Origin of the sequence: Nonomuraea sp. NPDC059023, assembly GCF_042740095.1 — a bacterium.
In the GTDB taxonomy this organism is placed as follows: Bacteria; Actinomycetota; Actinomycetes; order Streptosporangiales; family Streptosporangiaceae; genus Nonomuraea.
Window position 1 is genome coordinate 1 of record NZ_JBHYIO010000037.1, and the last position, 19,670, is coordinate 19,670.

Annotated in this window: 21 protein-coding genes; 5 read left to right on the forward strand and 16 right to left on the reverse strand. The window is 69.0% G+C overall.

The window, feature by feature from the left end; all coding sequences use genetic code 11:
• Positions 1–401 precede the first annotated feature (401 nt).
• From ACFWYW_RS44320 to ACFWYW_RS44335, 4 genes are all read right to left on the reverse strand, one after another.
• Complete coding sequence (locus ACFWYW_RS44320) at positions 402–1,043, reverse strand: response regulator (protein WP_379610996.1); 642 nt, start codon at positions 1,041–1,043, stop codon at positions 402–404.
• Positions 1,040–2,302, reverse strand: a complete 1,263-nt coding sequence (locus ACFWYW_RS44325; protein ID WP_379610997.1) for a sensor histidine kinase — start codon at positions 2,300–2,302, stop codon at positions 1,040–1,042. The genes ACFWYW_RS44320 and ACFWYW_RS44325 overlap by 4 nt, the downstream gene beginning before the upstream one ends.
• Positions 2,303–2,310: 8 nt before the next feature.
• Complete coding sequence (locus ACFWYW_RS44330; protein WP_379610998.1) at positions 2,311–3,258, reverse strand: hypothetical protein; 948 nt, start codon at positions 3,256–3,258, stop codon at positions 2,311–2,313.
• A 311-nt stretch (positions 3,259–3,569) separates the two neighbouring features.
• The gene (locus tag ACFWYW_RS44335; RefSeq protein ID WP_379611000.1) at positions 3,570–3,938 is read right to left on the reverse strand and encodes a PASTA domain-containing protein; all 369 of its coding nucleotides are present in this window, start codon (positions 3,936–3,938) and stop codon (positions 3,570–3,572) included.
• A gap of 233 nt (positions 3,939–4,171) precedes the next feature.
• Between ACFWYW_RS44335 and ACFWYW_RS44340 the strand changes: the two genes are divergently transcribed.
• Positions 4,172–4,717 (forward strand): pyridoxamine 5'-phosphate oxidase family protein, encoded by a 546-nt coding sequence (locus ACFWYW_RS44340; protein WP_379611001.1) that lies wholly within the window; start codon positions 4,172–4,174, stop codon positions 4,715–4,717.
• A 395-nt stretch (positions 4,718–5,112) separates the two neighbouring features.
• On the opposite strand, the gene ACFWYW_RS44345 is transcribed toward ACFWYW_RS44340, so the two are convergent.
• The 7 genes from ACFWYW_RS44345 to ACFWYW_RS44375 form a co-directional block, all read right to left on the reverse strand.
• Positions 5,113–5,274 carry a hypothetical protein gene (locus ACFWYW_RS44345; RefSeq protein ID WP_379611002.1) on the reverse strand — a complete coding sequence of 54 codons (162 nt, stop codon included), beginning with the start codon at positions 5,272–5,274 and terminating at the stop codon, positions 5,113–5,115.
• 121 nt (positions 5,275–5,395) lie between these two features.
• The gene (locus tag ACFWYW_RS44350; RefSeq protein ID WP_379611003.1) at positions 5,396–6,763 is read right to left on the reverse strand and encodes a DUF2207 family protein; all 1,368 of its coding nucleotides are present in this window, start codon (positions 6,761–6,763) and stop codon (positions 5,396–5,398) included.
• A 2-nt stretch (positions 6,764–6,765) separates the two neighbouring features.
• A complete protein-coding gene (locus ACFWYW_RS44355; protein WP_379611004.1) occupies positions 6,766–7,326 on the reverse strand; it encodes a LemA family protein in 561 nt (186 codons plus the stop codon).
• Positions 7,327–7,371: 45 nt separating this feature from the next.
• Positions 7,372–7,773 (reverse strand): YbaB/EbfC family nucleoid-associated protein, encoded by a 402-nt coding sequence (locus ACFWYW_RS44360; RefSeq protein WP_379611005.1) that lies wholly within the window; start codon positions 7,771–7,773, stop codon positions 7,372–7,374.
• Between the two features lie 2 nt (positions 7,774–7,775).
• Positions 7,776–8,159, reverse strand: a complete 384-nt coding sequence (locus tag ACFWYW_RS44365) for a YbaB/EbfC family nucleoid-associated protein (protein WP_379611006.1) — start codon at positions 8,157–8,159, stop codon at positions 7,776–7,778.
• Positions 8,156–8,944: a hypothetical protein gene (locus ACFWYW_RS44370; RefSeq protein WP_379641275.1), complete on the reverse strand. Its 789-nt coding sequence runs from the start codon at positions 8,942–8,944 to the stop codon at positions 8,156–8,158. The genes ACFWYW_RS44365 and ACFWYW_RS44370 overlap by 4 nt, the downstream gene beginning before the upstream one ends.
• A 38-nt stretch (positions 8,945–8,982) precedes the next feature.
• Positions 8,983–9,393: a hypothetical protein gene (locus ACFWYW_RS44375; protein ID WP_379611008.1), complete on the reverse strand. Its 411-nt coding sequence runs from the start codon at positions 9,391–9,393 to the stop codon at positions 8,983–8,985.
• An 841-nt stretch (positions 9,394–10,234) separates the two neighbouring features.
• On the opposite strand from ACFWYW_RS44375, the gene ACFWYW_RS44380 reads away from it, so the two are divergent.
• Entirely contained in the window at positions 10,235–10,663 is a 429-nt protein-coding gene (locus tag ACFWYW_RS44380) for a VOC family protein (RefSeq protein ID WP_379611009.1), read from the forward strand.
• Between the two features lie 26 nt (positions 10,664–10,689).
• Here the strand turns inward: ACFWYW_RS44380 and ACFWYW_RS44385 are convergent, their stop codons facing one another.
• The 5 genes from ACFWYW_RS44385 to ACFWYW_RS44405 all read right to left on the reverse strand — a co-directional run bounded on the left by ACFWYW_RS44385 (position 10,690) and on the right by ACFWYW_RS44405 (position 15,536).
• Positions 10,690–10,815 carry a hypothetical protein gene (locus ACFWYW_RS44385; RefSeq protein ID WP_379611010.1) on the reverse strand — a complete coding sequence of 42 codons (126 nt, stop codon included), beginning with the start codon at positions 10,813–10,815 and terminating at the stop codon, positions 10,690–10,692.
• An 80-nt stretch (positions 10,816–10,895) separates the two neighbouring features.
• A complete protein-coding gene (locus tag ACFWYW_RS44390; protein ID WP_379611011.1) occupies positions 10,896–11,498 on the reverse strand; it encodes a hypothetical protein in 603 nt (200 codons plus the stop codon).
• Positions 11,495–12,358: a hypothetical protein gene (locus ACFWYW_RS44395; RefSeq protein ID WP_379611012.1), complete on the reverse strand. Its 864-nt coding sequence runs from the start codon at positions 12,356–12,358 to the stop codon at positions 11,495–11,497. Before ACFWYW_RS44395 ends, ACFWYW_RS44390 begins: the two co-directional genes overlap by 4 nt.
• Before the next feature lie 473 nt (positions 12,359–12,831).
• On the reverse strand, positions 12,832–14,082 hold the full coding sequence (locus ACFWYW_RS44400; protein WP_379611013.1) for a hypothetical protein: 1,251 nt from the start codon (positions 14,080–14,082) through the stop codon (positions 12,832–12,834).
• Positions 14,082–15,536, reverse strand: a complete 1,455-nt coding sequence (locus ACFWYW_RS44405) for a hypothetical protein (RefSeq protein WP_379611014.1) — start codon at positions 15,534–15,536, stop codon at positions 14,082–14,084. Before ACFWYW_RS44405 ends, ACFWYW_RS44400 begins: the two co-directional genes overlap by 1 nt.
• Before the next feature lie 856 nt (positions 15,537–16,392).
• Between ACFWYW_RS44405 and ACFWYW_RS44410 the strand changes: the two genes are divergently transcribed.
• From ACFWYW_RS44410 to ACFWYW_RS44420, 3 genes are read left to right on the forward strand one after another with little or no spacing between them, the layout of a single operon-like run.
• Positions 16,393–17,793, forward strand: a complete 1,401-nt coding sequence (locus ACFWYW_RS44410; RefSeq protein ID WP_379611015.1) for an NB-ARC domain-containing protein — start codon at positions 16,393–16,395, stop codon at positions 17,791–17,793.
• A gap of 8 nt (positions 17,794–17,801) precedes the next feature.
• Positions 17,802–18,707, forward strand: a complete 906-nt coding sequence (locus ACFWYW_RS44415) for an ABC transporter ATP-binding protein (RefSeq protein WP_379611016.1) — start codon at positions 17,802–17,804, stop codon at positions 18,705–18,707.
• Complete coding sequence (locus ACFWYW_RS44420; protein WP_379611017.1) at positions 18,704–19,657, forward strand: hypothetical protein; 954 nt, start codon at positions 18,704–18,706, stop codon at positions 19,655–19,657. Before ACFWYW_RS44415 ends, ACFWYW_RS44420 begins: the two co-directional genes overlap by 4 nt.
• Positions 19,658–19,670 lie beyond the last annotated feature (13 nt).

The following is a 19,670-nucleotide window of genomic DNA, read 5'->3' on the forward strand; positions in this document are numbered from 1 at the left end:
AGTGGTCCTCGCGCAGGTCGGCGTCCGGACGCGCGGTCAGCCGCAGCTCCGTCGCGTGGGTGATCGTCATACGCCGACCGTAGGAAGAGACGCGGAACAGACATTGATCTCGATCATGGTGTCCTCTCCGATGCGGATGTGATGAAGCCCCGGCCAGCCGGAATGGCTGCCTTCCCGAGTACTCGTTGCTGAACTATTGTCCAAAAACGCGACCACCATCGGCCGGGCGCCGAGGAGTGGCAGCTCATCCTTGGTCAGGAAGCAGCGCTGCACCAGGCCCTGTTCGGCACCAGATAATCGTATGGATATATTTTTATATTGTCGAGCCCGTTTCCTCAAGGCTGCGAGGAGATGGGCGTGAGCGCCTTCCTGGTCGTCACGAGCTCGTGCCAGCCAGATGCTTAACGTTCACCCGGAGTGACAACGCCGGATTCGTACGCCAGCACCACCGCCTGGACCCGGTCGCGCAGCCCGAGCTTGGTCAGGATGCGCCCCACGTGGGTCTTGACCGTGGTCTCCGACAAGAACAATCCGGCCCCGATCTCGGCGTTGGACGCGCCCCTGGCCAGGCTGAGGAAGACTTCGCGCTCGCGCCCGGTGAGCACCTTGAGCACGGTCTCCGGGTCGGTGTCGGCCTTCGCCACGAGTCGCCCGATGAGCCGCCGGGTCGTCGCGGGCGCGATGATCGAGTCGCCCCGGTGCACGTGCCGGATCGCGGCGATGATCTCCTCTCCCGGCGCGTCCTTCAGCATGAACCCGCTCGCACCGGCCCGCAGCGCGGCCAATGCGTGCTCGTCGAGGTCGAACGTGGTCAGCACCAGCACCTTCGGCGGGTCGTTCAGCCGCTGGATCTCCCGGGTGGCGGTGACTCCGTCCATCCGGGGCATGCGGATGTCCATCACCACCACGTCGACGCGCCGCGACTCCAACGCCTTCAGGGCCGCCAGGCCGTCGGCAGCCTCGGCGGCCACCTCCATGTCGGGCTGGGACCTGACGACCATGGTCAGGCCGTTGCGCAGCAGTTCCTGATCGTCGACGATCATGATCCTGATGATGGGAGGCTCCTCGGCTCATAGGGCACGGTGGCCGACAGTACGAAGCCGGCGCCGGCACGCCTACCGGCCTCCAGGGTGCCTCCCACCATGCTGAGCCGTTCGCGCATCCCGGTCAGCCCGACGCCGGCCCCTTCGGCGGGCGGACCGTCGCCATCGTCGGTGATGGTGATGTGCAGTCCGTCCGGGCGCCACGCCAGCGTCAGGTCGGCCGCGGCCGTCGCCCCCGCGTGCTTGATCACGTTGGTCAACCCCTCTTGGATGACGCGATAGGCGGTCAGGTCGGCCGCGGGTCGCAGCGGCTGGGCGTCCCCATTCTCCTGTACGGCGACGCGTACCCCCGTATCGCGCACCTGGTCGAGCAGGTCGGGCAGGTCACCGAGGCCCGGTTGCGGAGCGGTGCCGCCGTCGGCGCGCAGCACGCCCAGGAGCCCGCGCATGTCGCGCAGGGCCTCGCGCCCGACCCCGGCGATGGTGGCGAACACCTCCGCCCTGGGCGCGTCCGGATCGGACAGCCTGCCACCCTCCGCCTGGCTGACCATGACGGCGAGCGAGTGGGACACCACGTCGTGCATCTCGCGGCTGATGCGGTCGCGCTCGGCCCGCGCCGCCTCCTCCCGCTCGCGCGCACGGTCGGCCTCGGCCCGCTCGGCCTTCGCCCGTAGCTCGGACAGGAACAACCCCCGCATCCGGCTGAGGCGGCCCAGCGACCACAGGCACGCCGCCACCGCGACCAGGCCGGCCGACAGCCCGATCCGCCAGGCGACCAGCTCGTGGGAACCCGACGACCCGCCCCACGAGGCCGGATTCCACAGGCGCGCCAGGAGCAGGCCCACACCCGCCAGGGCGACGGCCAGGCAGACCAGGCCGGGCACCAGGTCGAGCCGGCTGGACGCCGTGTAGAGCAGCAGCCCGAAGACCAGCGTGCTCGGCAGCAGCGCCGCCGGATAGTAGGCGCCGCCCGGGTCGTGCAGCGGCGGCAACGCCACCAGCAGCAGCATCGCCGCCGCGCCCAGCCCGTACGCCGCCAGCGGGCGCAGCCGGCGCGGAACGACGCATGCGTGCAGCACCAGCAGGCCGAGACCCGCGAGCAGGCGGAGCGGCAGGGGACTGTCCGACGCCTGCAGCAGGCCCAGCGAGACCAGGCCGAGCGGCAGGACGAGCAGGACGGCGAGCACGGCATCGGCGCTCACCTGATGCCGGTTGAGAAGGGAGTCCACCGCGGCGCCTGCAGACCGGGACTCTCGCACGTCCACCATTATGGTCGGCGTGCGTGAGCGGGGTGCCGGCGGCGTGAGAGGTAAGCCAGCGCGGCCACGGCCAGGGCCGCACCCCACAGCGGCCACAACATCTCCGGAAGCCAGGCGCCCAGCTCGACGTCGGCGCCCGCCGGGCCGACCTGCTCGCCGGTGAGCTTCTTGCGCACGTACATCAGTCCGGCGGAGGTGATGGGGAGGGCGCCGGCCAGAGCCAGGCAGGCCGGGAACCGCGCCGGAATCGGACGCCCGCGCAGGAACGGCACCCAGCGCGGCCAGTTCTCACCCCACGGCCGGACCAGGCCGACGGTCAGGAACGCGCCGAGGAGACCGAGCGTGCTGAGACCGGCGCCGATCGGGGTGATCTCGGCGATTTCGGCCAGGAACCGGTCGCTGATGCCGACGGGCACGCCCAGGAGCCAGCCGAACCGGGTGACGGCGTAGACGACGGGGACGGCGACCGCGACGGCGGTCGCGTACCGCCCGATCCGCAGCGCGCCGGCGGCGCTGCCGGGCCGTCCGGTCCGTGCGATCAGCGCGCGTGTCCCCAAGAGCATCAGGCTGACGCCGGCCGCCATCAGGATGAGCAGGTTGACGCTCGGCCACGTCAACATGGTCGCGATCATCGAGAATTCGGCCTGGCCGGCCAGCGCGGCGGCCAGCATCACCGGCAGGTAGCCGGCGGTCATCATGATGCGTACGTCGGGCAGGAGGACCGCCAGGACGGCGCCGGCCACGACGGCGACGACGGCGGGGACCCGGTTGAGCGGGCCTCGGGCGGCGAGCACGGCAACGGCACCGGCCACCAGCGCCGACATCGCCAGCAGACCCCCGCCGGCCGCCGCCGGAAGCGGATCGAGCAGGGTGCTGCCCGCCCCCGTACGGCCGGCGTCGAACGGATATCCGGGCCCTCCCAAAGCCCAGAGCAGGCCGAGGGCCAGATAACTCACGGACCAGACAACGATGATCAGGACCGGCACAGTCGTCCGGCGGCTTCCTGGAGGAAAGGTGTTCACCCGGCTCAATCTGCCGCCGCGGCGATACCCCGCACATCGTCACCGAGTCTCACCCGCCTCCTCCGGAGGTCGCGACGCCGTCGTACCAGCGGAGGACTGAGGGCGTGCGGGAGGGGCGCGCTACGACACTGTCGCCTGCGGTGCGGTATCCAACCGCCAGGAGAGGGAAACCGCGGGCGGCATGATGATCGGTCGCGCTGCTTCGCCTGGCTGCGGGAAGCGCCGTCGTCGGATCGTTTTGGGTGTCAGGGGCAGGGGTGGGGTGGGCGTTGCCAGATCCAGACGTCGACCGCGGTGCCGGCCGGGTAGAGGACGAGTGGGTTGGAGCCGACGGATGTGCGCGGGTTCTGGCTGGCGATCAGGCCGATGTTGTTGCAGACGTGATCGATGGTGGAGCGCTGGATGCCGAAGGAGAAGCCGAAGGTGGCCAGTGTGGAGCGGGCCTGGCCGATGCCGAGACCGACGATGTCCGGCATTTCGCAGAATCGGGTGCCGTGGTTCGTGACGCAGACCGGGGATGTGGCGGTGCTCTGCGCGGTGGCGCTGCCGGTGAGCAGGGCGGTGCCCAGGCAGGCGGTGGCGGCCATGGCGCTCGCCCAGCGGAGTGTTCTCATCAGGTGTCCCTTCGAGGAGATGTCATCACCTTCGGGGCGTTCCATCGCGTTCCCCGCCGTGCCATGAGCAGACGCTTGATCTCGGCCTGCGCACAGGCGGTCCGCGAGGGGACGGCATCGCGATCACCCGATGCCCGCCGTGGCGGGGTCCGTGCGGGCGGCGAGGGACTTGGTGAGATCCCGGGCGCTGGGCTTGCGTAGCCTTCGTGATGAAACGGGGAAGGGAGTTCCGCATGACACCGAAACAGCCCAAGACCGAGCTCGACGCCCGCTACAGTTCCGCCCTGAACCCGCGTCCGGGCGCGGAGAACGTCACCGCCACCGACTGGGACCAGGCCCAGCGCCGGCTACGGGCCGCCGAGATCTTCTGGATCACCACGGTACGGCCGGATGGCCGGCTGCACGTCACGCCACTCATCGCCGCCTGGCACGACGGGGCACTGCACTTCAGCACCGGGCCGGGCGAGCAGAAGGCGAAGAACCTGGCCGGCAACGCCCACTGCGCGCTCACCACCGGGAACAACTCACTGTCCGAAGGCCTCGACATCGTGATCGAGGGTACGGCGGAGCGGGTGACGAATCCGGCACGGCAGGACGAAGTCATCGCCGCGTTCGAGGCGCAGTACGGGGACCACATCACCTCCCCCGAGGGGACCTTCTACGGCTTCGGCGACAGCATCCGCAAGGGCAAGGACCTGCTGTTCGCGGTGGCACCCGGCACGGCGTACGGCTTCGGGCACGACAGCCAGGTGTTCAGCCACACCCGCTACACCTTCTAGCGGGACTCGCCCGAGGTCGCGCACGGACGCGAAACCCGTCCCACGGGGGGTGACGATGTGCTGCGCGATCGGCTGCCCCATCAGGTACGCCAGGGAGTGCAGGTCACCGGTGCGCGGGTCCACCTTGGGATGCGCGTTGGCGCTGAAGCCCTCCGGGGTGGCGCCCTTCGGGCAGAGGCCGATCGTAGCCCTGTCCAGCGCGTCGGCGACCTCCGCCGCGCGCGTGGGCCCTATCCGCAGGTAGCGGCCCTCAAGATCGGCGGGAAGGCTGCCGGTCACGGGCAGGTCGTGGTGCAGTGGGGCGTGGTGGTGGCCGTCCCGCGCGTCGGCACCGCTTGCGGGCGGACAACATACCCGGGTTGCCCGCCCACGCGGCTTGAACGGAGGCTACGGCCTCAGCCGACCGGCAGCCCGTTGATCGGCAGTCCTCGGGTCAGCCCGGCGAGCAGGGTGCCGGGCATGCTCTGGCCTTCGTTGGGCGGCGTCGGTGCGGCTTGGGCGGGAGAGGCCAGAAACAGCCCCGCGGCGGCAACGGGGATCAGAACCAGGTAGCGCATCGTGCTCCTTACACAGGTCGGCATGGACCCCTGCATCCTGGGCCACGACCTGGGCGGCTGCCATCCGCCCGGCGCGAGTTTGACCAACCCCAGACCGGCGGCCGCCCCTCACCCGACGCTCCTACGTCTCGGAGGGCCGGGCGGAGCGCCGTTCCAGCACCTCGATCGAAGCCAGGTAGCCCGCCCCGGTCACCCGCGCCCGCACCAGGTCCCCGTCGGCGACGCCCGCCAGCTGGCCGGCGAGCGCGCGGATCGCCCGCACGCGCCGCGGACCGTGGTCGATGGCCAGGTAGTGCAGTTCGCCGGTGATCTCGGCCGTGTGCAGTCTGATCACCCGGCCCTCCAGCGTCCGGCGCGGCTTGGCGTTCCTAGCCCGGCGCTTCCACACCGTCTTGGTGACCAGCCCGATCGGCAAGATCACGATCAGCATGAACACGACGGTGACGAGTCCGCCGCCAACGATCATGATCATCGAGATGACGAACGGCGCCGGGTCGTCGGGAGCCAGGGTGCGCAGGCCGTACCAGATGCTCACCCCCAGCGCGCTCCCCACCCAGATGCAGAAGATCAGAAGGAGCAGCAGCCCGGTGATCACCTTGCTCTGGCCGGGGTAGGTGACCCGGACCCGGTGCCAGAGCCCGCCGTGGTCGGACCAGGCGTGCTCCTGATCGCGCGGGAGCAGTACCGGAAGGCTGGCCAGCGCGGCGCGGGTGAGACCGAACGCGGCTGCGTAGGCGAGTTGCCTGCCCCAGATCGTCACCGCTGCCGACGGCAGGCTGTCCACGTGCGCGATCCCGCGCAGGTGCGCGCGCACGCCCAGCCAATGCCCGGCGGCGGCCCGGCCGCGCCTGGTAAGCCGCTCGCCACCCAGGCGCTTGTCGAAGGCGGTGGTCGCGACGAGCCCGATCAGGAGGATGTGCGGCGTGAGCGCGCCCACCGGCCTGGGCATCAACGTCAGGTCGGCCAGCACACCCCACAGGAGGGCGGCGAGCAGCCCGGTGATCGACATACCGGTGCCGGGGCCGCCCGCCTTCCCGGTCAGGCCCAGACCACGCGCCTCCGCGATCACGCTCTTCTCGAAGTCGTCCTGCCATCGCCCCAGGTCGCGGCTGCCCTCGGCGATCGCCTCCGTGGCGACCACGCCGGTGCCGCCCAGCGTGGTGAGATGGTCCAAGACCATCATCTCGTACGGCTTGAGCCCGTCCCTGGCACGATCCCGGCGCAGCCGTACCAGACAGAGGTCGGGCCCGACCTCCTCGATACCGGCGTAACCCCGCGCCGCCAGATCCAGCACCGTGGCCGCGGCCGCCTCGTGGGTGAGCCTGCCGTTCTCGGTGATCAGGTCGACCACCGCGGGCGAGAGCCCCTCGAACTCCGGCGCCGCCACGCCCCGGCCCGCGCGCGGCCCCTTGGCGGCCCGGATGCGCCAGATGACCTGCAGCGACCACAGCAGGGTGAGGGTGGCCGCCGCGATCGCGAGCCCCGGCACGCTCAGAACCTCACCTCGACCGGCCCGCGCTCGGGGTCGGCGGTGCGGAAGTACTCGCGTTCCCGGTGCCCGGTCAGTCCGGCCACGAGGTTGGACGGGATCGTGTGCAGCGCGTTGTTGTAGGCGAGCACGGCGTCGTTGTAGTACTGCCGGGCGTAGGCGATGCGGTTCTCGCCGGTGGCCAGTTCGTCCTGCAGCGCGGCGAAGTTCTCGCTGGCCCGCAGCCGGGGGTATGCCTCCGCGATCGCCATGACGCCGCCGATGGCCGCGCTCAGCGTGGACTCGGCCCGCGCCCGTCCTTCCGGACCCGCGGGCCGCACGGCCGCGCTTCTGGCCGCGAGCACAGCCTCCAGCGTCTGGCGTTCGTGCGCGGCGTACCCCTGGACCGTGCGCACGAGGTTGGGGATGAGGTCGTGGCGGCGTTTGAGCTGCACGTCGATCTGCGACCAGGCGTTGTCGACGGCGTTGCGCTTGACCACGAGGCTGTTGTAGATCAGGACGACCAGGAGCGCGCTCAGCAGGATCAGGGCGAGCACGGTCAGGAAGAAAGCCACCTTTCTCATTTACCGCTGGTCGCTTGCAAGCGGCATGACGATTTCATAATCCGGCTAGGGACGCGCTCCCGGTGGCCAAGGGTGATCTGGCCGGCGGTGCGCGCGAGCCTCGAAGTCGCGCTGGGCGTCGCCGAGCAGGCTGCCGAGGCGGTGTCCGGTCGCGGCCACCAGTTCGTCCATCATCTCGGCCTTGGCCTGGGCGGCCATCCCTTCGGCCGCCTCCACGGCCGCGACCACGGCGTCCGCGAGGGCGATGCCGTCGTTTCTGCGCTTGCCCAGCGCGCTGATGTCGAGTGCCACCAGCGTTCCCGCCGCGTCCACCGTCGCGACGACGCCGCCTTCCGCCGCCGCGCCGGTGAAGGTCCGGGCGCTCCACTTCTCGACGATCGGGTCGATCTTGGCGGACGCCCCGGCGAGCCGCTCGGCGTACATCCGCAACTGCCGCATCTCGTCCATGCTCACTCCTGGCGCAGAACAGCGTCGAAGTAGGGTTGCAGCACATCCGGTTCGGCGGTGGACCGGCCGCCGCTCAGGGCGGCGATCGTCTCGTCCAACCCCTCACCCATCCTTTCCCGGGCGGCGAGGATGGCCTGGAATACGGCCTGGCCCAGCGCGGCGTGGTCGAGATCGCGGATGGCCCTGGGATCAATGGTCACCTGGAGCAGGCGTCCCGTACCCGAGATCGTGGCCGCCACCCGGCCCGTGTCGTCGACGCCGGTCAGCCGCCGGTCCGCGAGTTCGCTCAGCGCACCGGCGAACGCGTCGACCCACCCTTGGAAATCGCGGACGAGGCCGTCGAGGTCACCGTCCCTGCCTTGGTTGAAGGCGCCGGCGTGTGTCACTTCGGCTCCCGGGCGAAGGCGGGCTGCCAGTGGCGGACGTCTTCGATGTCCGGGTTCACGGTCAGATTCCGGGCTCCCATGTCGGGCCGGCCCATGGTGTAGAAGATGCCCTTCACCTCGTGAAGCTTGAGTTCGAGATCCAAGAGAGTGCTCTCGTTCTTGTTGTAGACGTCGGCGAACTGCACGAGCAGGTTGCCGGCCGCGGTGAGGAAGATGCCGGCGAACGTCATCAGGGCTACCCTGCCGACCGGATGAGCGCTCATCTCGATGAGCCCCGCGAAGATCGGTGCGGACAAGGCCCACAGCGCGGCGGCCGACAGGTCGTACTGCAGCACCTCCTTGTACTGACTGTCCATCGCGCCGCTGAGGTCCTCGGCGAGGCCGCCGAGCTGGTCGAACATGCCGATCAGCTTGAACCTGAGGTACTGCTGGAACGTCTCGACCGCTTCGCCCTTCCAGTTGCCCGAGATCTCGCTGAAGTAGGTGATCCACACGTCCCAGGCGCTGCCCTTGATGTTGCCGTGCAGCTCCTTCCACGTCTCCCGGCGGTCGGCGTACAGCCAGGGGTTGCCGAAGTTCAGGAGGGAGGCCACGAGCAGCGCCCCTCCCGCCGCACCGGCACCGGACATCGCCAGCCCGAGCCGGATCGGCTGGTTGTGGTTGCGCACTTGGGCGATCAGGTTCCTGAAGAACCCGGGATCGCTGCGCTGCCCCAAGGTGACGGTCCGCATGATCTTGCCGTCGGGGCCGTACACGTGCATCTGGCGTGGGCCGGGCGGAGGCATTTCGCTGGGGAAGTTCAGAGGGGCAGGCGGGGGAGGCGTCATGTGGTCGTCTTCCAGGGGTCGGTCTTTTCGATGGCGGCCACCGTCTGCTCGTTGGCCGCGCGGTAGTTCTGGGCGACCCTCATCAGCTTGTGGCCGTCCTCCTTCAGCACCTCGCGCAGAATCGCCGCGCAGTCCGCCCATGCGTCGGCGATGGCGTTCAGCCTGCTGACGAACATCAGCCCGATCATCGGGACACCGGCGACGGGCGCGAGATTGGACCCCTCGAACCTGGGCGTGGCGGTCTGGAGCATGCTGACCACGTCGGCGGCGGAGTCCATCACCTTCGCGAACGACATGATCGTGTCGCTACGGAACTCGACACCGTCCTTGTCCGGCGCGGGCGTGGGGGCCTTGCGATCAGCGACGTCCGGAGAGTTGACCTGGCGCAGGCTGGTGGGCAGGCACACCGAGAAGGGGCACTGCGGGGTGTGCGGGCATGGGCTGATCCCGGCTGCCGGTGGCGCCGGCTCGGTTGCCGAGGGACTCGGCGACGGGGTGCCGGACGTGCTCGGCGATGGGGATGGTGTTGGCGTCGCCGAAGCCGTGGGGGAGGGGGAGACGCTGGGGGACGGTTGGGGAGACGTGCTTTGTGACACATCCGGATATGTCGGCCCTTGGGCGGCGACATCAGACAATCTGTTCACCTTTCTTGATCCGGTCGGTCACCGGTCACACGTTCATCACGGGGATGCCCGCCGTACACCACACGCGCACGTCTCATGGTTGGAGCGGCGACGGGCCTGGCGGGCCAAGCCTGAATATCAACCTGCCGCCACGGCTCAGAAGATCCGCGCACGGATTGCACAGAAATCCCGCACGGCACTACCAGAGACTGACGATCAGGCAGGGGCAGGCGGAGCGGACGGCACGAGACCTCACCTCGGGTCCCCGCACGTTCAGATGTGGCAGGGGTTTGCCGTCTCGGCGCGCACCCTGGGGAGGGTGACCCCGAGCGATAGGGGAAGGTGCCACTCTGCGGCACGGCTGCGCCAAGCGCGTCGAAGGCCATGCCCACCTCCGCAGGGGGCTGTCCGCACCTGGCGTTCAGCCGGGTCACGATCTTGTACCCTGCCCGCCTGGTCCCGCCGTCCCGCATGAGGTTCGTCTTTGCCCTGATCCTGTCGCGAAGCACCATCACCGTAGGGATCACCCATCGTCCACTCGCCACCGCCCAAAACAAAGTGCTCAGTTGATGAGCACTTTGAGCGAGATGATGGATACACGACCTCGAGAGAGAAGGAAGATCACATGTTGCGAGGGCTCACCACCACGTCGTTCTACTCGCCCGACCTCCAGGCCACCAAGAGCTGGTACACCGAGCTGTTCGGGATCGCGCCCTACATGGACACCCCGGCCTACCTGGAGTGGCGCATCGGCGACTACCAGCATGAGTTCGGCGTCATCGACAGCTCCTACGCCGACAGCGAGCTGGCCAGGACCCCGTCGCCGGAGGCGGTCGGCCGGCCGGCGGGCGCGGTGGTCTTCTGGCACGTCGACGACGTGCCCGCGGCGCTGGACCGGCTCGTGAAGATGGGAGCCAAGGAGCACGACGCGCCCCGCGACCGCGGCACCGGCTTCATCACCGCCACCGTGATCGACCCGTGGGGCAACATCCTGGGCCTGATGTACAACCCGCACTACCTGGAGATCTTGCGTTCGCTGAAGGGCGAGTCATGAAGATCGTTAACCCGGTGCCTCAGCCATCAAGAGATGACCAGCCCGACTCGTGATGAGATCGAGGGGGCCGTGGGCTGGGCGAGTTTCTCCAGGCCGGACAGAACGAATCCGGCGGCGAGGCTCGCCTGCGTGATCCACGACAACACGTTCATGGAGGCGGATCCCCGTCCACGTGCTGAGCGCCGGCGGAGCCCTGGTGGGTTCGGGGATGCCTTCTGCCCGTCGCGGACACCTACCTTGTCGTCATTCCCGAACGCTTCCTGATCTTGCTGAGGGTGAGTTGGCTGGCGCGGATGTCGGTGATCAGCACGTACGCGACCAGCAGGAGCCCGAGACACAGAGCGGCCGCGCCCCACCAGGGGATCTCGGCGAGCAGCAGATAGCCGTCGCGGTCACTCAGCGACCTGATCACCATCGTGACCGCGGCCACCACCACGGTGCCCATCAGCCAGCTCCGCAGCCGTGGCAGGCTCTCCATGTTCCACAACCGGATCCGCCACGTCATGAACACGGCCAGCACACCGAGCAGCGCGCAGAACCCGATCAGCCACCAGGGCAGCGCGAACGACTGCTGTTCGGCGATCTGCGCCTGGGCGGCGCGCAGCTCGGCCTCGGCCTTGCGCTGGGCCGTGACGGCGGCGTCGAGTTGCTTCTTGAGCTGCGCCACGCTCTTCTCCTGACGCGCGGGCGGCGTGGCGGCCTCGGTCGGCAGCATTCGCGCCACGACGGTCAGCATGATCGCGACGAACGCCAGCGCCAGCACGATGGCCATGAACAGGTCGATGAAGCGCAGGTCGAGCGGCGGCGCGAACGACCTGGCCGGACGCTTCCTCACGGCTCCCTCACCAGCGTGTACTTCTGGGGCCTGCTCTCGGCGGCGCTCAGCCGTTCCACCGCCGTGCGCAGCGCGTCGAGGCCCTTGACCAGCTCCTCCGTCCTGCCTCTGGACTGGGCCAGCTCCTGCGTCAGCCCCTGCATCGCCGGAGCCGCCTGCTTGGCGGGCAGCCGCGCGACATAGGTCAGGAACACCTCGTCCGCGGCCACCACCGCGGCGCGCTCGGCCCGCTCGACCAGCGCCATCGCGCCGAACGCGAGCACGCTCAGGAACAACGCGATCAGCGTGACGCCGAACGCCGACGCCAGCTCCGGCAGCACGTGCTGCTTGAGCGCGGTGATCAGCACGGAGGGGTCGCCCTGGCTGTCCAGGGCGCTGGAGAACGAGCTGACCATTTCGGCCATCGTCAGTGCGGTGCCGATGAATCCGAAGACCGGCAGCGCCCAGATCAGTGTGTGGTCAAGGTGGTGCTTGTTGGCTATCTCGCTGTCGTCCAGGGCTGAGCGCGCGCTCAGCACCGCCTCGCAGTCGTTGCCGGCCTCGGCCGCCTCCCGGAACAGCTTGAGCCGCCGCGCCACGAGCGTGTCCTCGTTCGCCTTCACGGCCTGAACGTTCACCCTGGCCCGGGTGATGGCGGCGTTCTCCCGCCGGATGTCCGGCACCGCCCGCGCGATCCTGAGCACGGTGGTCAAGAACACCCCGATGATCACCGTGACCACCAGCTCCGCCGCCGCTGGGGCCGTGGTCGCACCCACGGACACCAGCACCGTTTCCACCACTCCGGCCACCATCAGCAGCACGGAGACGATCAGGGCAACCACCGGCGCGAACACCGAGTGGTGCCAGTCGTACCTTGACACTCGTCAACCTCACTCCGGCACAAGAATTGTCAAAGCAATACCCAAGCACACGTAGAGCGATTAATGGTGACGGCGAGGCATCAGATCTCTGAGAGCTCGGCGATCGGACGCTGGGTCGGGTGAAGCCCCTGGAGCTCCGCTTCGAACAGGACCCGCATGTTGCGGCAGGCTTCGCTCGCGGCGCTGGGTGCATCCCCCTCGACGGGGACGCCCGCCGAGGCCTACGGCGCGTACTTCGGGTCCACGGCACTGTGCCGGTTCCACCGGGACGTGATCGTGCTGCTGGGGGCGAACGATCTGGGCCTGCCCGGTTCGTCGTCGGCCCCGAAGGAGGAGACCGTCACAGCCGATCAGCTCATCCGGGGCCATCGACGCCTGATCGCGATGGCACACGCCCGCGGGCTGAAGATCTACGGCGGTACGGCGCACGCGCCATGGCCGCGGCGGTCCCCCTGCGGCTCTTCGGCTGACCGTCAGCGCAGGACGATCTCCGCGACCTGGAAGGCGAGCACGATCGTCAGCATCACCGCCAAGATGAGCCATTGGCGATGGGTCCACGAGGATCTGGCCGGCTCGATCGGAGGGCGCTGATCCAGCAGGTCGCGCAGTACCGCGTTGACCTGGTAGTCGGGCAGCAGCCGCTCCAGCTCCGGGATCAGCGCCGGCAGGCGGGAACGCACGTCGGCCGGCCGGCGTGCGGCGGCCCAGTCACGAACGTCCCTCAGGATGTCCTCGACCTGCCCGGCGCTGGTCGCCTCCGCCAGCTCTTCCAGGAAGACCTCGAAGACGTCGCGCGCGGCGAAGGAGTACGGCTCGGGAAGGGCCTTCGGCAGGGGCATCGACCCCGATGAGATCGGTGTACGGGGCGCGGGCGGATCCTGCGCCCCCGATCGCGCCGGGAAGTGCGCGAGCAGCTCGATCCGTTCCTCCATCGGCATTCCGTCGGTGATCCGCAGCCGCTTGACCAGCCCTTCCAGCTCTCCGTCCGCGTACGCGCGCGCGATCATGTGCGCGATCTCGTTGTAGGTGCTGCCCTCGTCCGGCTGCCGCAGGTCGACGCGCCGCCGGTGTGAAGCCCGCGAGGACGGTCCCGGCCACTGCCGCAGGAAGATGACCTCGGCCCCCCGCTTGAGGTCGTCGCTCTCGTAGGTGGAGAACGTTCCCGGGTAACGCCCGAGCACCAGGTCCAGGACGTCCACCAACCCCCACAACTGCGCGATCGCCGGCCCCCGCGACGCCACCGACAGCGGCTGCCCGCGTCCGCGCAGCACCTCCGCCACGATCGGCGCCAGCGCCTGAGCCTCGGCCTGGGCCTGCCAGTCGAGCTCCGCGGCCGCCTCGGTGTAGGGGGCGAGCAACTGGGCCAGGTCGAGCGGCGCGGAATCGGCGGGCACCAGCGCCTCCCAGCCGGGCGCGAGCGCGAGCGTCTGGCGGACGTTCGGCATCGCCGAGGGGTGCGCGGCCGGGCCGCCCAGGTAAACGTGGACCCGGATGGTCCGCCGGCTGTCCGAGCCACCGGTCCGCGTGCGCGCGAGTACCGCGACGCGTCCCTCCACGACGAGCCGGCAGATACTCACCCCGGGCGCGGGCCCGGGGTCCAGCCAGGGCCCGAGCACGTGGTTCCAGATACGGGTGTCGGGCAATGAGGAGCGCACGGGGCCGAGGCCGAGGGTGCGCTCGTCCCACTCGAACACGATCCAGTCGATACCGGCGTCAGGCCCCATCAGATCCCCATCTCCGGATATCCGTCCAGGACGCCGGCCATCGCGAAGAGCGAGATCAGCGGCGCCAGGACCCGGCGCGGCCGGACGCCGCGGGGGAAGCGCCCCTCGGTCGCGGAGCCGCCCGTCGCCGAGACGAAGTGCAGGGTGCACCGGTGGCACTTGTCGTACGGGCTCAGCCACGCCTGCGCGCCGCGCCGGTGCAGGAACGCGTAGACGTCGCGGCTCTCCTTCAGGACCTCCACCTGGTCCAGCCGCTCCTGCTCGTCGTACAGCCAGCTGTCGACCGGCGCGTGGAAGCGCGCCGAGTCGCTCTTGGTGACCGCGATGGCGGCCGGGACGTCCAGCCGCCCGTTGGTCTTGGGCAGCCGGTCGAGCACGGCGCGGAACGACTCGTCGCCCATCCTGGCCGACTTGGTGGCGGCGTCGATCACGAAGATCAGCCCGCCCACGGCCGGGATGAACCGGGTGGCCTCGTGGGTGCAGCTGCGCAGCAGTTCGCCGGCGATGTCGAAGAAGGCCACGGCGGTGGTCTGCCGGCCGTCGTTGACCAGCAGCGCGTCGGCCAGTTCCGCGGTGGCCGTGTGGGAGGTCCGCGACAGGGTGACGTGGTCCACCATCAGCGGGTGCACGTAGGTGTTGACGTACTCGACGTGCCGCTCGATGTCGACTGCGTCCGTGGTCAGCCCGTACGAGCGCAGCCCGCCCTGCTCGATGGCGCCGATCATCGCGGCCAGCAGGTGCGTCTTGCCCGTCTCCGGCCCGCCGACCAGTCCGATCACCAGCGGGCGGCCGTGCCGTACGTACGCGTAGGGCAGGTGGTGTTCCAGGCTCGGGTCCGCGACCGGCTCCGGGCACCGCACGTGGGCGGCCCGCAGCAGATCCTCGCGGAGCGGCCCGGTCACGTTCTTCAGGGACAGCATTTTGTACTGCCCCGCCGGGGTGCGCTCGTAGAGTTCGTCCTCGCTCCAGGTGAACTCGTTGAGGTAGATCGGGCAAAGGATCATCGGGTCCGGCGCGCGCAGCCGGGCCAGCACCTCCTGCGCGGTCGGCGGGTCGTCCGAGAAGACGTCGTGGATGGGCTGCAGCGCGGGGGCGTGCGCGAGGTCCGGCCGGTCGTTGACCTCCCGGCCGGTGACCGTGCGGTAGACCACCATGCCCGCGCTCCAGAGGTCATCGGCGGTGGAGGCCCGTCCGGCGCCCTCGCGCTGCGCCGGGCAGGCGTAAGGCGCCTCGCCCAGCCGCGTCCGGCGGTGGCCGGCCAGCGTGGCATGGCTGAGGTCGGTGAGCTGTACGGCCGAGCCGTCCCAGCGGACGGTGTGCGGATCGATGCGCCGGTGCACGATGCCGCAGGCCGACAGGATGCGCACCGCGCGGAAGAGGCTCGCCTGCAGAGCCTGCTGCTCGCTGATGAACAACGACCCGGAGAAGCGGGGGAGGCAAACTGTCCTGCTCAACGTCAACTCCGAACGCTAATTGCGGGACTTCATATCCACGAAAAATTGGTTGCATGATCTGCGGTCTGTGCCGATGGTCAGGCGTCCACGGACGTCGAGATCATGGTGCTCCGCCGTTCTGCTCGGCACATAAAGATCACGGACGGTGTCAGACCCGGTACGTCCGTGGCCGCTGTCGGATCGTCGCCGCGTTCGTAGAGCGTGCCGGTGCCGTCCGGGAGAGCGAGATCGCCAGAACGGGTGATCGGCGAGACGTCGCTGATCTGCCTCGTGGCCGGAGCGGCGGATTTGGCGAACAGGTAGCCGCCTGAGCCGAAGAGCGCGATGATCGCCAGAGCGGTCGCGGCGAGGATCGCACCTTTGGGGCGGTGGCGGCGAGGAGCCCAAGCTCGGTGCTCAAATGGGCCGCATGATCACGCCCTCGGAGTCGGTCAAAGCCCGCGTCCGAGAGGTTGGGCGGAGGCGTGCTGCGCCGTCCAGGCTGGTGTCCGAGTCGATGTTGGGGGTCGGGTGGTCCTGGACTGCGCGTGCTCACGCTGTGCCAGGCGCTGGTCGCATCCGGGTTGACCGTGACGGGACAAGCGAAAATATCATGAACCCTGCTCACGGTTGTCAAGGCTCCGGTATGATGATCATCACATTGCTGACGCGATCTTGAACGGGTAGAAAGCAGTTGATCATTCAACTCCCGCGAAATCTAGGTGTCAGTTGAAACGTCAAGCTTTTCTGACCTCCGCCATTACCCCTATGGTCAGGCCTAACGGCTCTGAGAAGTCGGATTGAGGGCCTGTCGCGCCCGGAACCACCCCGGGAAATGTTCGCCCACCGGCTGGTATTCAACTTGTAGCTCGATGGGATGGGCGCGATGGCGGGTCAGGGAGGCGTAGAGAAGACCGGCCAGGAGGATTCAGTCCTGTTGGCTGGTCAAGATTCGATAAAGCAGTCCCTGATTGATCCGCGGGAACGGCACACGCCTGCGGAGTTCGTCGCCGCCCTGAGGCAGTTGAAAGAATGGATGGGGCTGACCTATCGGCAAATCGCGGTGCGGGCTCAGGAAAATGGCGACCAGCTCGCGAGGAGCACGATCGCCGCCGTCCTGGACCGGGATCGCTTACCACGCCAGAGCGTGGTGACAGCGATGGTCCGCGCCTGTGGAGAGGACCCTCGCCCTTGGATTGAGGCGAGGCGGCGGATAGCCGCTGCCGCAGGACTCGCGCACCCGAATCTCGGCTTTGCTCTCTTGCCACCGGGATCGAACGCGTTGGTCGGCCGGGCCGAGGCGTCTGACCGGCTGGCGCGACTCGTCGGGTCGGCGGACATGGGAGCGTCGGTGACCGCGTTGACGGGGCCTGCGGGTGTCGGGAAGTCGGCGCTTGCGATTCAGGTGGCACACCGCCTGCGCGGTCGTTTTCCCGGAGGCTGCCTCTATGTGAATCTCCAGGGATCGGTCAGCGGAGTGCCGCCACTCGGGCCCGGCGAGCTCGCGAATCGGCTGGCAGCGGAACTGGAAGGCCGCCCTCAGGAGTCCGCGGAGGGGGTCGAGGCCGCGACGCGCCTGCGAGCCCTGCTCGCCGACCGGCAGATCCTGGTGGTCTGCGACGACGTAGCTTCTGCGGACCAGCTTGAGTTCTTGCTTCCGCTGGGACGGCGGGCCACCGTCCTCGTCACCACCCGCACCGCCCGCGCCGTGCCGGCAGGCGGCCGCTTGCTCTCACTTCGCCCGCTGGCGCTGGGTGACGCCGTCGAGCTCCTGGCTGAGGAGCTCGGCCGGGAGCGGGTGTTCGGTGAAGAGGAGGAACCGGCTCGCCTGGCCAACTTGTGCGGCCGTCTGCCCCTCCTGCTTCGCGCCGCGGGCCGGCGCCTGGCTGCCAGGCCCGCGTGGCGGATCGGCGCGCTGGCCGACCAGCTCGATGACGGGCGGCGGGGCCTGGACGAACTGTGCATGAGCGGCATCGATGTCCGGGCGCGGCTGATGGCGAGCTTGGACCTCGTCGAACGATCGTCCCTGCGGGTGCTGGCCGCGCTCGGGCGGGCGGGCTCGGCCGAGCTTCCGCTGTCAGCGCTGGCCGACGGTATGGGCAGGGACGAGGCGGACACCATACGGGCGTTGGAAGAACTTTCGGACGCTCATCTCGTGGACAGCACAGAGCCCGGCCGTTACCGGATAGCTGCGGCATACCGGTGGCTGGTGGAGGATTTCCCAGTCGGCCGCAGGGCGGATCCGGCCCAGATGATCAGCGTTCCGAATACCGAGTAAGGGAGACAATGGCGGAGCAGAGCGCGCTGTCCGTGAGTAATCTCGGCAAGCGCTACCGTAAGGTTTGGGCATTGCGTGACTGCACGCTGTCCATCCCGGTCGGCCGTACGGTCGCGTTGGTCGGACCCAACGGGGCGGGCAAGAGCACCTTCATGAACATGGTCGTCGGCTTGAGCAGGCCGACGACGGGCGATTTCGAGGTCTTCGGGTCCCGGATGCGGCAGGACGGACCCTCCCTGGCGCGCGTGGGGTTCCTGGCCCAGGACAAGCCGTTGTACGAGAGCTTCAAGGTCTCCGAGATGCTCACGTTCGGCCGTAAGCTCAATCCGAGCTGGGACCAGGCGTTGGCAGAGGATCGGCTGGCCCGGCTGAACATCCCGCTCGACCGCAAGGTGAAAGCGCTGTCAGGGGGCCAGCGGACCCAGGTCGCGTTGACGCTCGCGGTGGCCAAGCGTCCTGACCTGCTGGTGCTCGATGAGCCATTGGCTGATCTGGATCCCCTGGCCCGTGAGGAGCTGCTGCAGAATCTGGGCGAGGTGAGCGCCGACTCGGGCATCACGGTGATCTTTTCCTCGCACATCGTCGAGGACCTGGCCGACACGTGCGACTGGCTGGTCGTCCTCAACCGGGGACGCGTCCAGCTCAGCGGGGCGATCGACGACGTGCTGGCCGAGCATCGGTTGGTGACTGGACCGGTCGATCACGCCGGTCAGGTGGTCGCCGACATGGACGTCATCGCCGATCGCCGCCGGAGCGGGGAGGCGTCGCTGATCGTGCGTACGGCGGCCCCGGCGGTACCGGAGGGATGGCGGGTCGATCCGGTGGCCCTGGAGCCGCTGGTGCTGGGCTATCTGCGGCGGCCCGAATCGGGCCGCCCGGCCGAGAAGGCCACGCTGTCGGGGGGCCGTGCGTGACCTGGCTGGTGTTGCGGCAGGTACGCCCGCAGATCATCTTCATGGCCGTTCTGCTGACCGCGATGGGCGTGCTGCTGCTGGTGACGGGACTCGACGCGGCGAGCTACATCTCCGCGCACGCCGCGCGTGGCGTCTGTCCCGGCGCGGAGAACGTCTGCGAGGAGTTTCAGTGGGCCCTGAAAGCCCGCTACGGCCTGGTGTACTCGATCATCGGCGTCCTGCCGATGGTGGCGCACGTCCTGGTAGGGGCGTTCTGGGGCGGGCCGATGATCGCCCGCGAGGTCGAGCGGGGGACCAGCAAGCTGGCGTGGACGCAGTCGATCACCCTGCGGCAGTGGCTGAGCGCCAAGCTCGGCATCGCTTTCCTGATCATGCTGATCGGCGGGCTGGCGTTCTCCGGGATGGTCTCCTGGTGGCGGAGTGTAATTGACCAGGTCTATCCGGTGCGTTTCGCGGCCGTGGACGTCTTCAACATGACCGGCGTGTCCCCTGCCGCGTGGTGGATCTTCATGTTCGCCTTGGGGACGGCGGCCGGCGCCGTGTTCCGCCGTACACTCGCCGCGCTGGTAGTGGCCGTATCCGTAGGCCTGATCGTGCTGCCGGTGTTCGCATTCCTGCGGCCTTTCTACGCGGATCCGGTGCGCTCCGTGACCGCGGAGATGGACGCGTTCCCGCGAGATTTGCTGGTGGAAGGGATGTGGCTCCCGCCCGACGGCAAGGAGGTGGCACAGCCGACTTCGCCAAAGTGCCCCCTTTCTGCGTACGCGGATTCACTTGACCCCCGATATCTGCGGTGTCTGAAGGAGGAGGGCTATCGCTATGTCACCTACCACCATCCGAGCAGCCGGTACTGGGAATTTCAGTGGAAGGAAGCGGGCCTGCTCGGCGGTATGGCGGTTCTGCTGACCGCGGTGACGGTGGTTCGCACCCGGCAACTTCGAGCGGTGTGAGGGGATTTCGTGC

Coding starts and splice junctions, on each gene's coding strand:
- ACFWYW_RS44320 (WP_379610996.1), bottom strand. CDS start 1,043: ATGATCGTCGACGATCAGGAACTGCTGCGCAACGGCCTGACCATGGTC.
- ACFWYW_RS44335 (WP_379611000.1), bottom strand. CDS start 3,938: ATGAGAACACTCCGCTGGGCGAGCGCCATGGCCGCCACCGCCTGCCTG.
- ACFWYW_RS44340 (WP_379611001.1), top strand. CDS start 4,172: ATGACACCGAAACAGCCCAAGACCGAGCTCGACGCCCGCTACAGTTCC.
- ACFWYW_RS44345 (WP_379611002.1), bottom strand. CDS start 5,274: ATGCGCTACCTGGTTCTGATCCCCGTTGCCGCCGCGGGGCTGTTTCTG.
- ACFWYW_RS44355 (WP_379611004.1), bottom strand. CDS start 7,326: ATGAGAAAGGTGGCTTTCTTCCTGACCGTGCTCGCCCTGATCCTGCTG.
- ACFWYW_RS44360 (WP_379611005.1), bottom strand. CDS start 7,773: ATGGACGAGATGCGGCAGTTGCGGATGTACGCCGAGCGGCTCGCCGGG.
- ACFWYW_RS44370 (WP_379641275.1), bottom strand. CDS start 8,944: ATGCCTCCGCCCGGCCCACGCCAGATGCACGTGTACGGCCCCGACGGC.
- ACFWYW_RS44380 (WP_379611009.1), top strand. CDS start 10,235: ATGTTGCGAGGGCTCACCACCACGTCGTTCTACTCGCCCGACCTCCAG.
- ACFWYW_RS44385 (WP_379611010.1), bottom strand. CDS start 10,815: ATGAACGTGTTGTCGTGGATCACGCAGGCGAGCCTCGCCGCCGGATTC.
- ACFWYW_RS44400 (WP_379611013.1), bottom strand. CDS start 14,082: ATGGGGCCTGACGCCGGTATCGACTGGATCGTGTTCGAGTGGGACGAG.
- ACFWYW_RS44410 (WP_379611015.1), top strand. CDS start 16,393: ATGGGCGCGATGGCGGGTCAGGGAGGCGTAGAGAAGACCGGCCAGGAG.
- ACFWYW_RS44415 (WP_379611016.1), top strand. CDS start 17,802: ATGGCGGAGCAGAGCGCGCTGTCCGTGAGTAATCTCGGCAAGCGCTAC.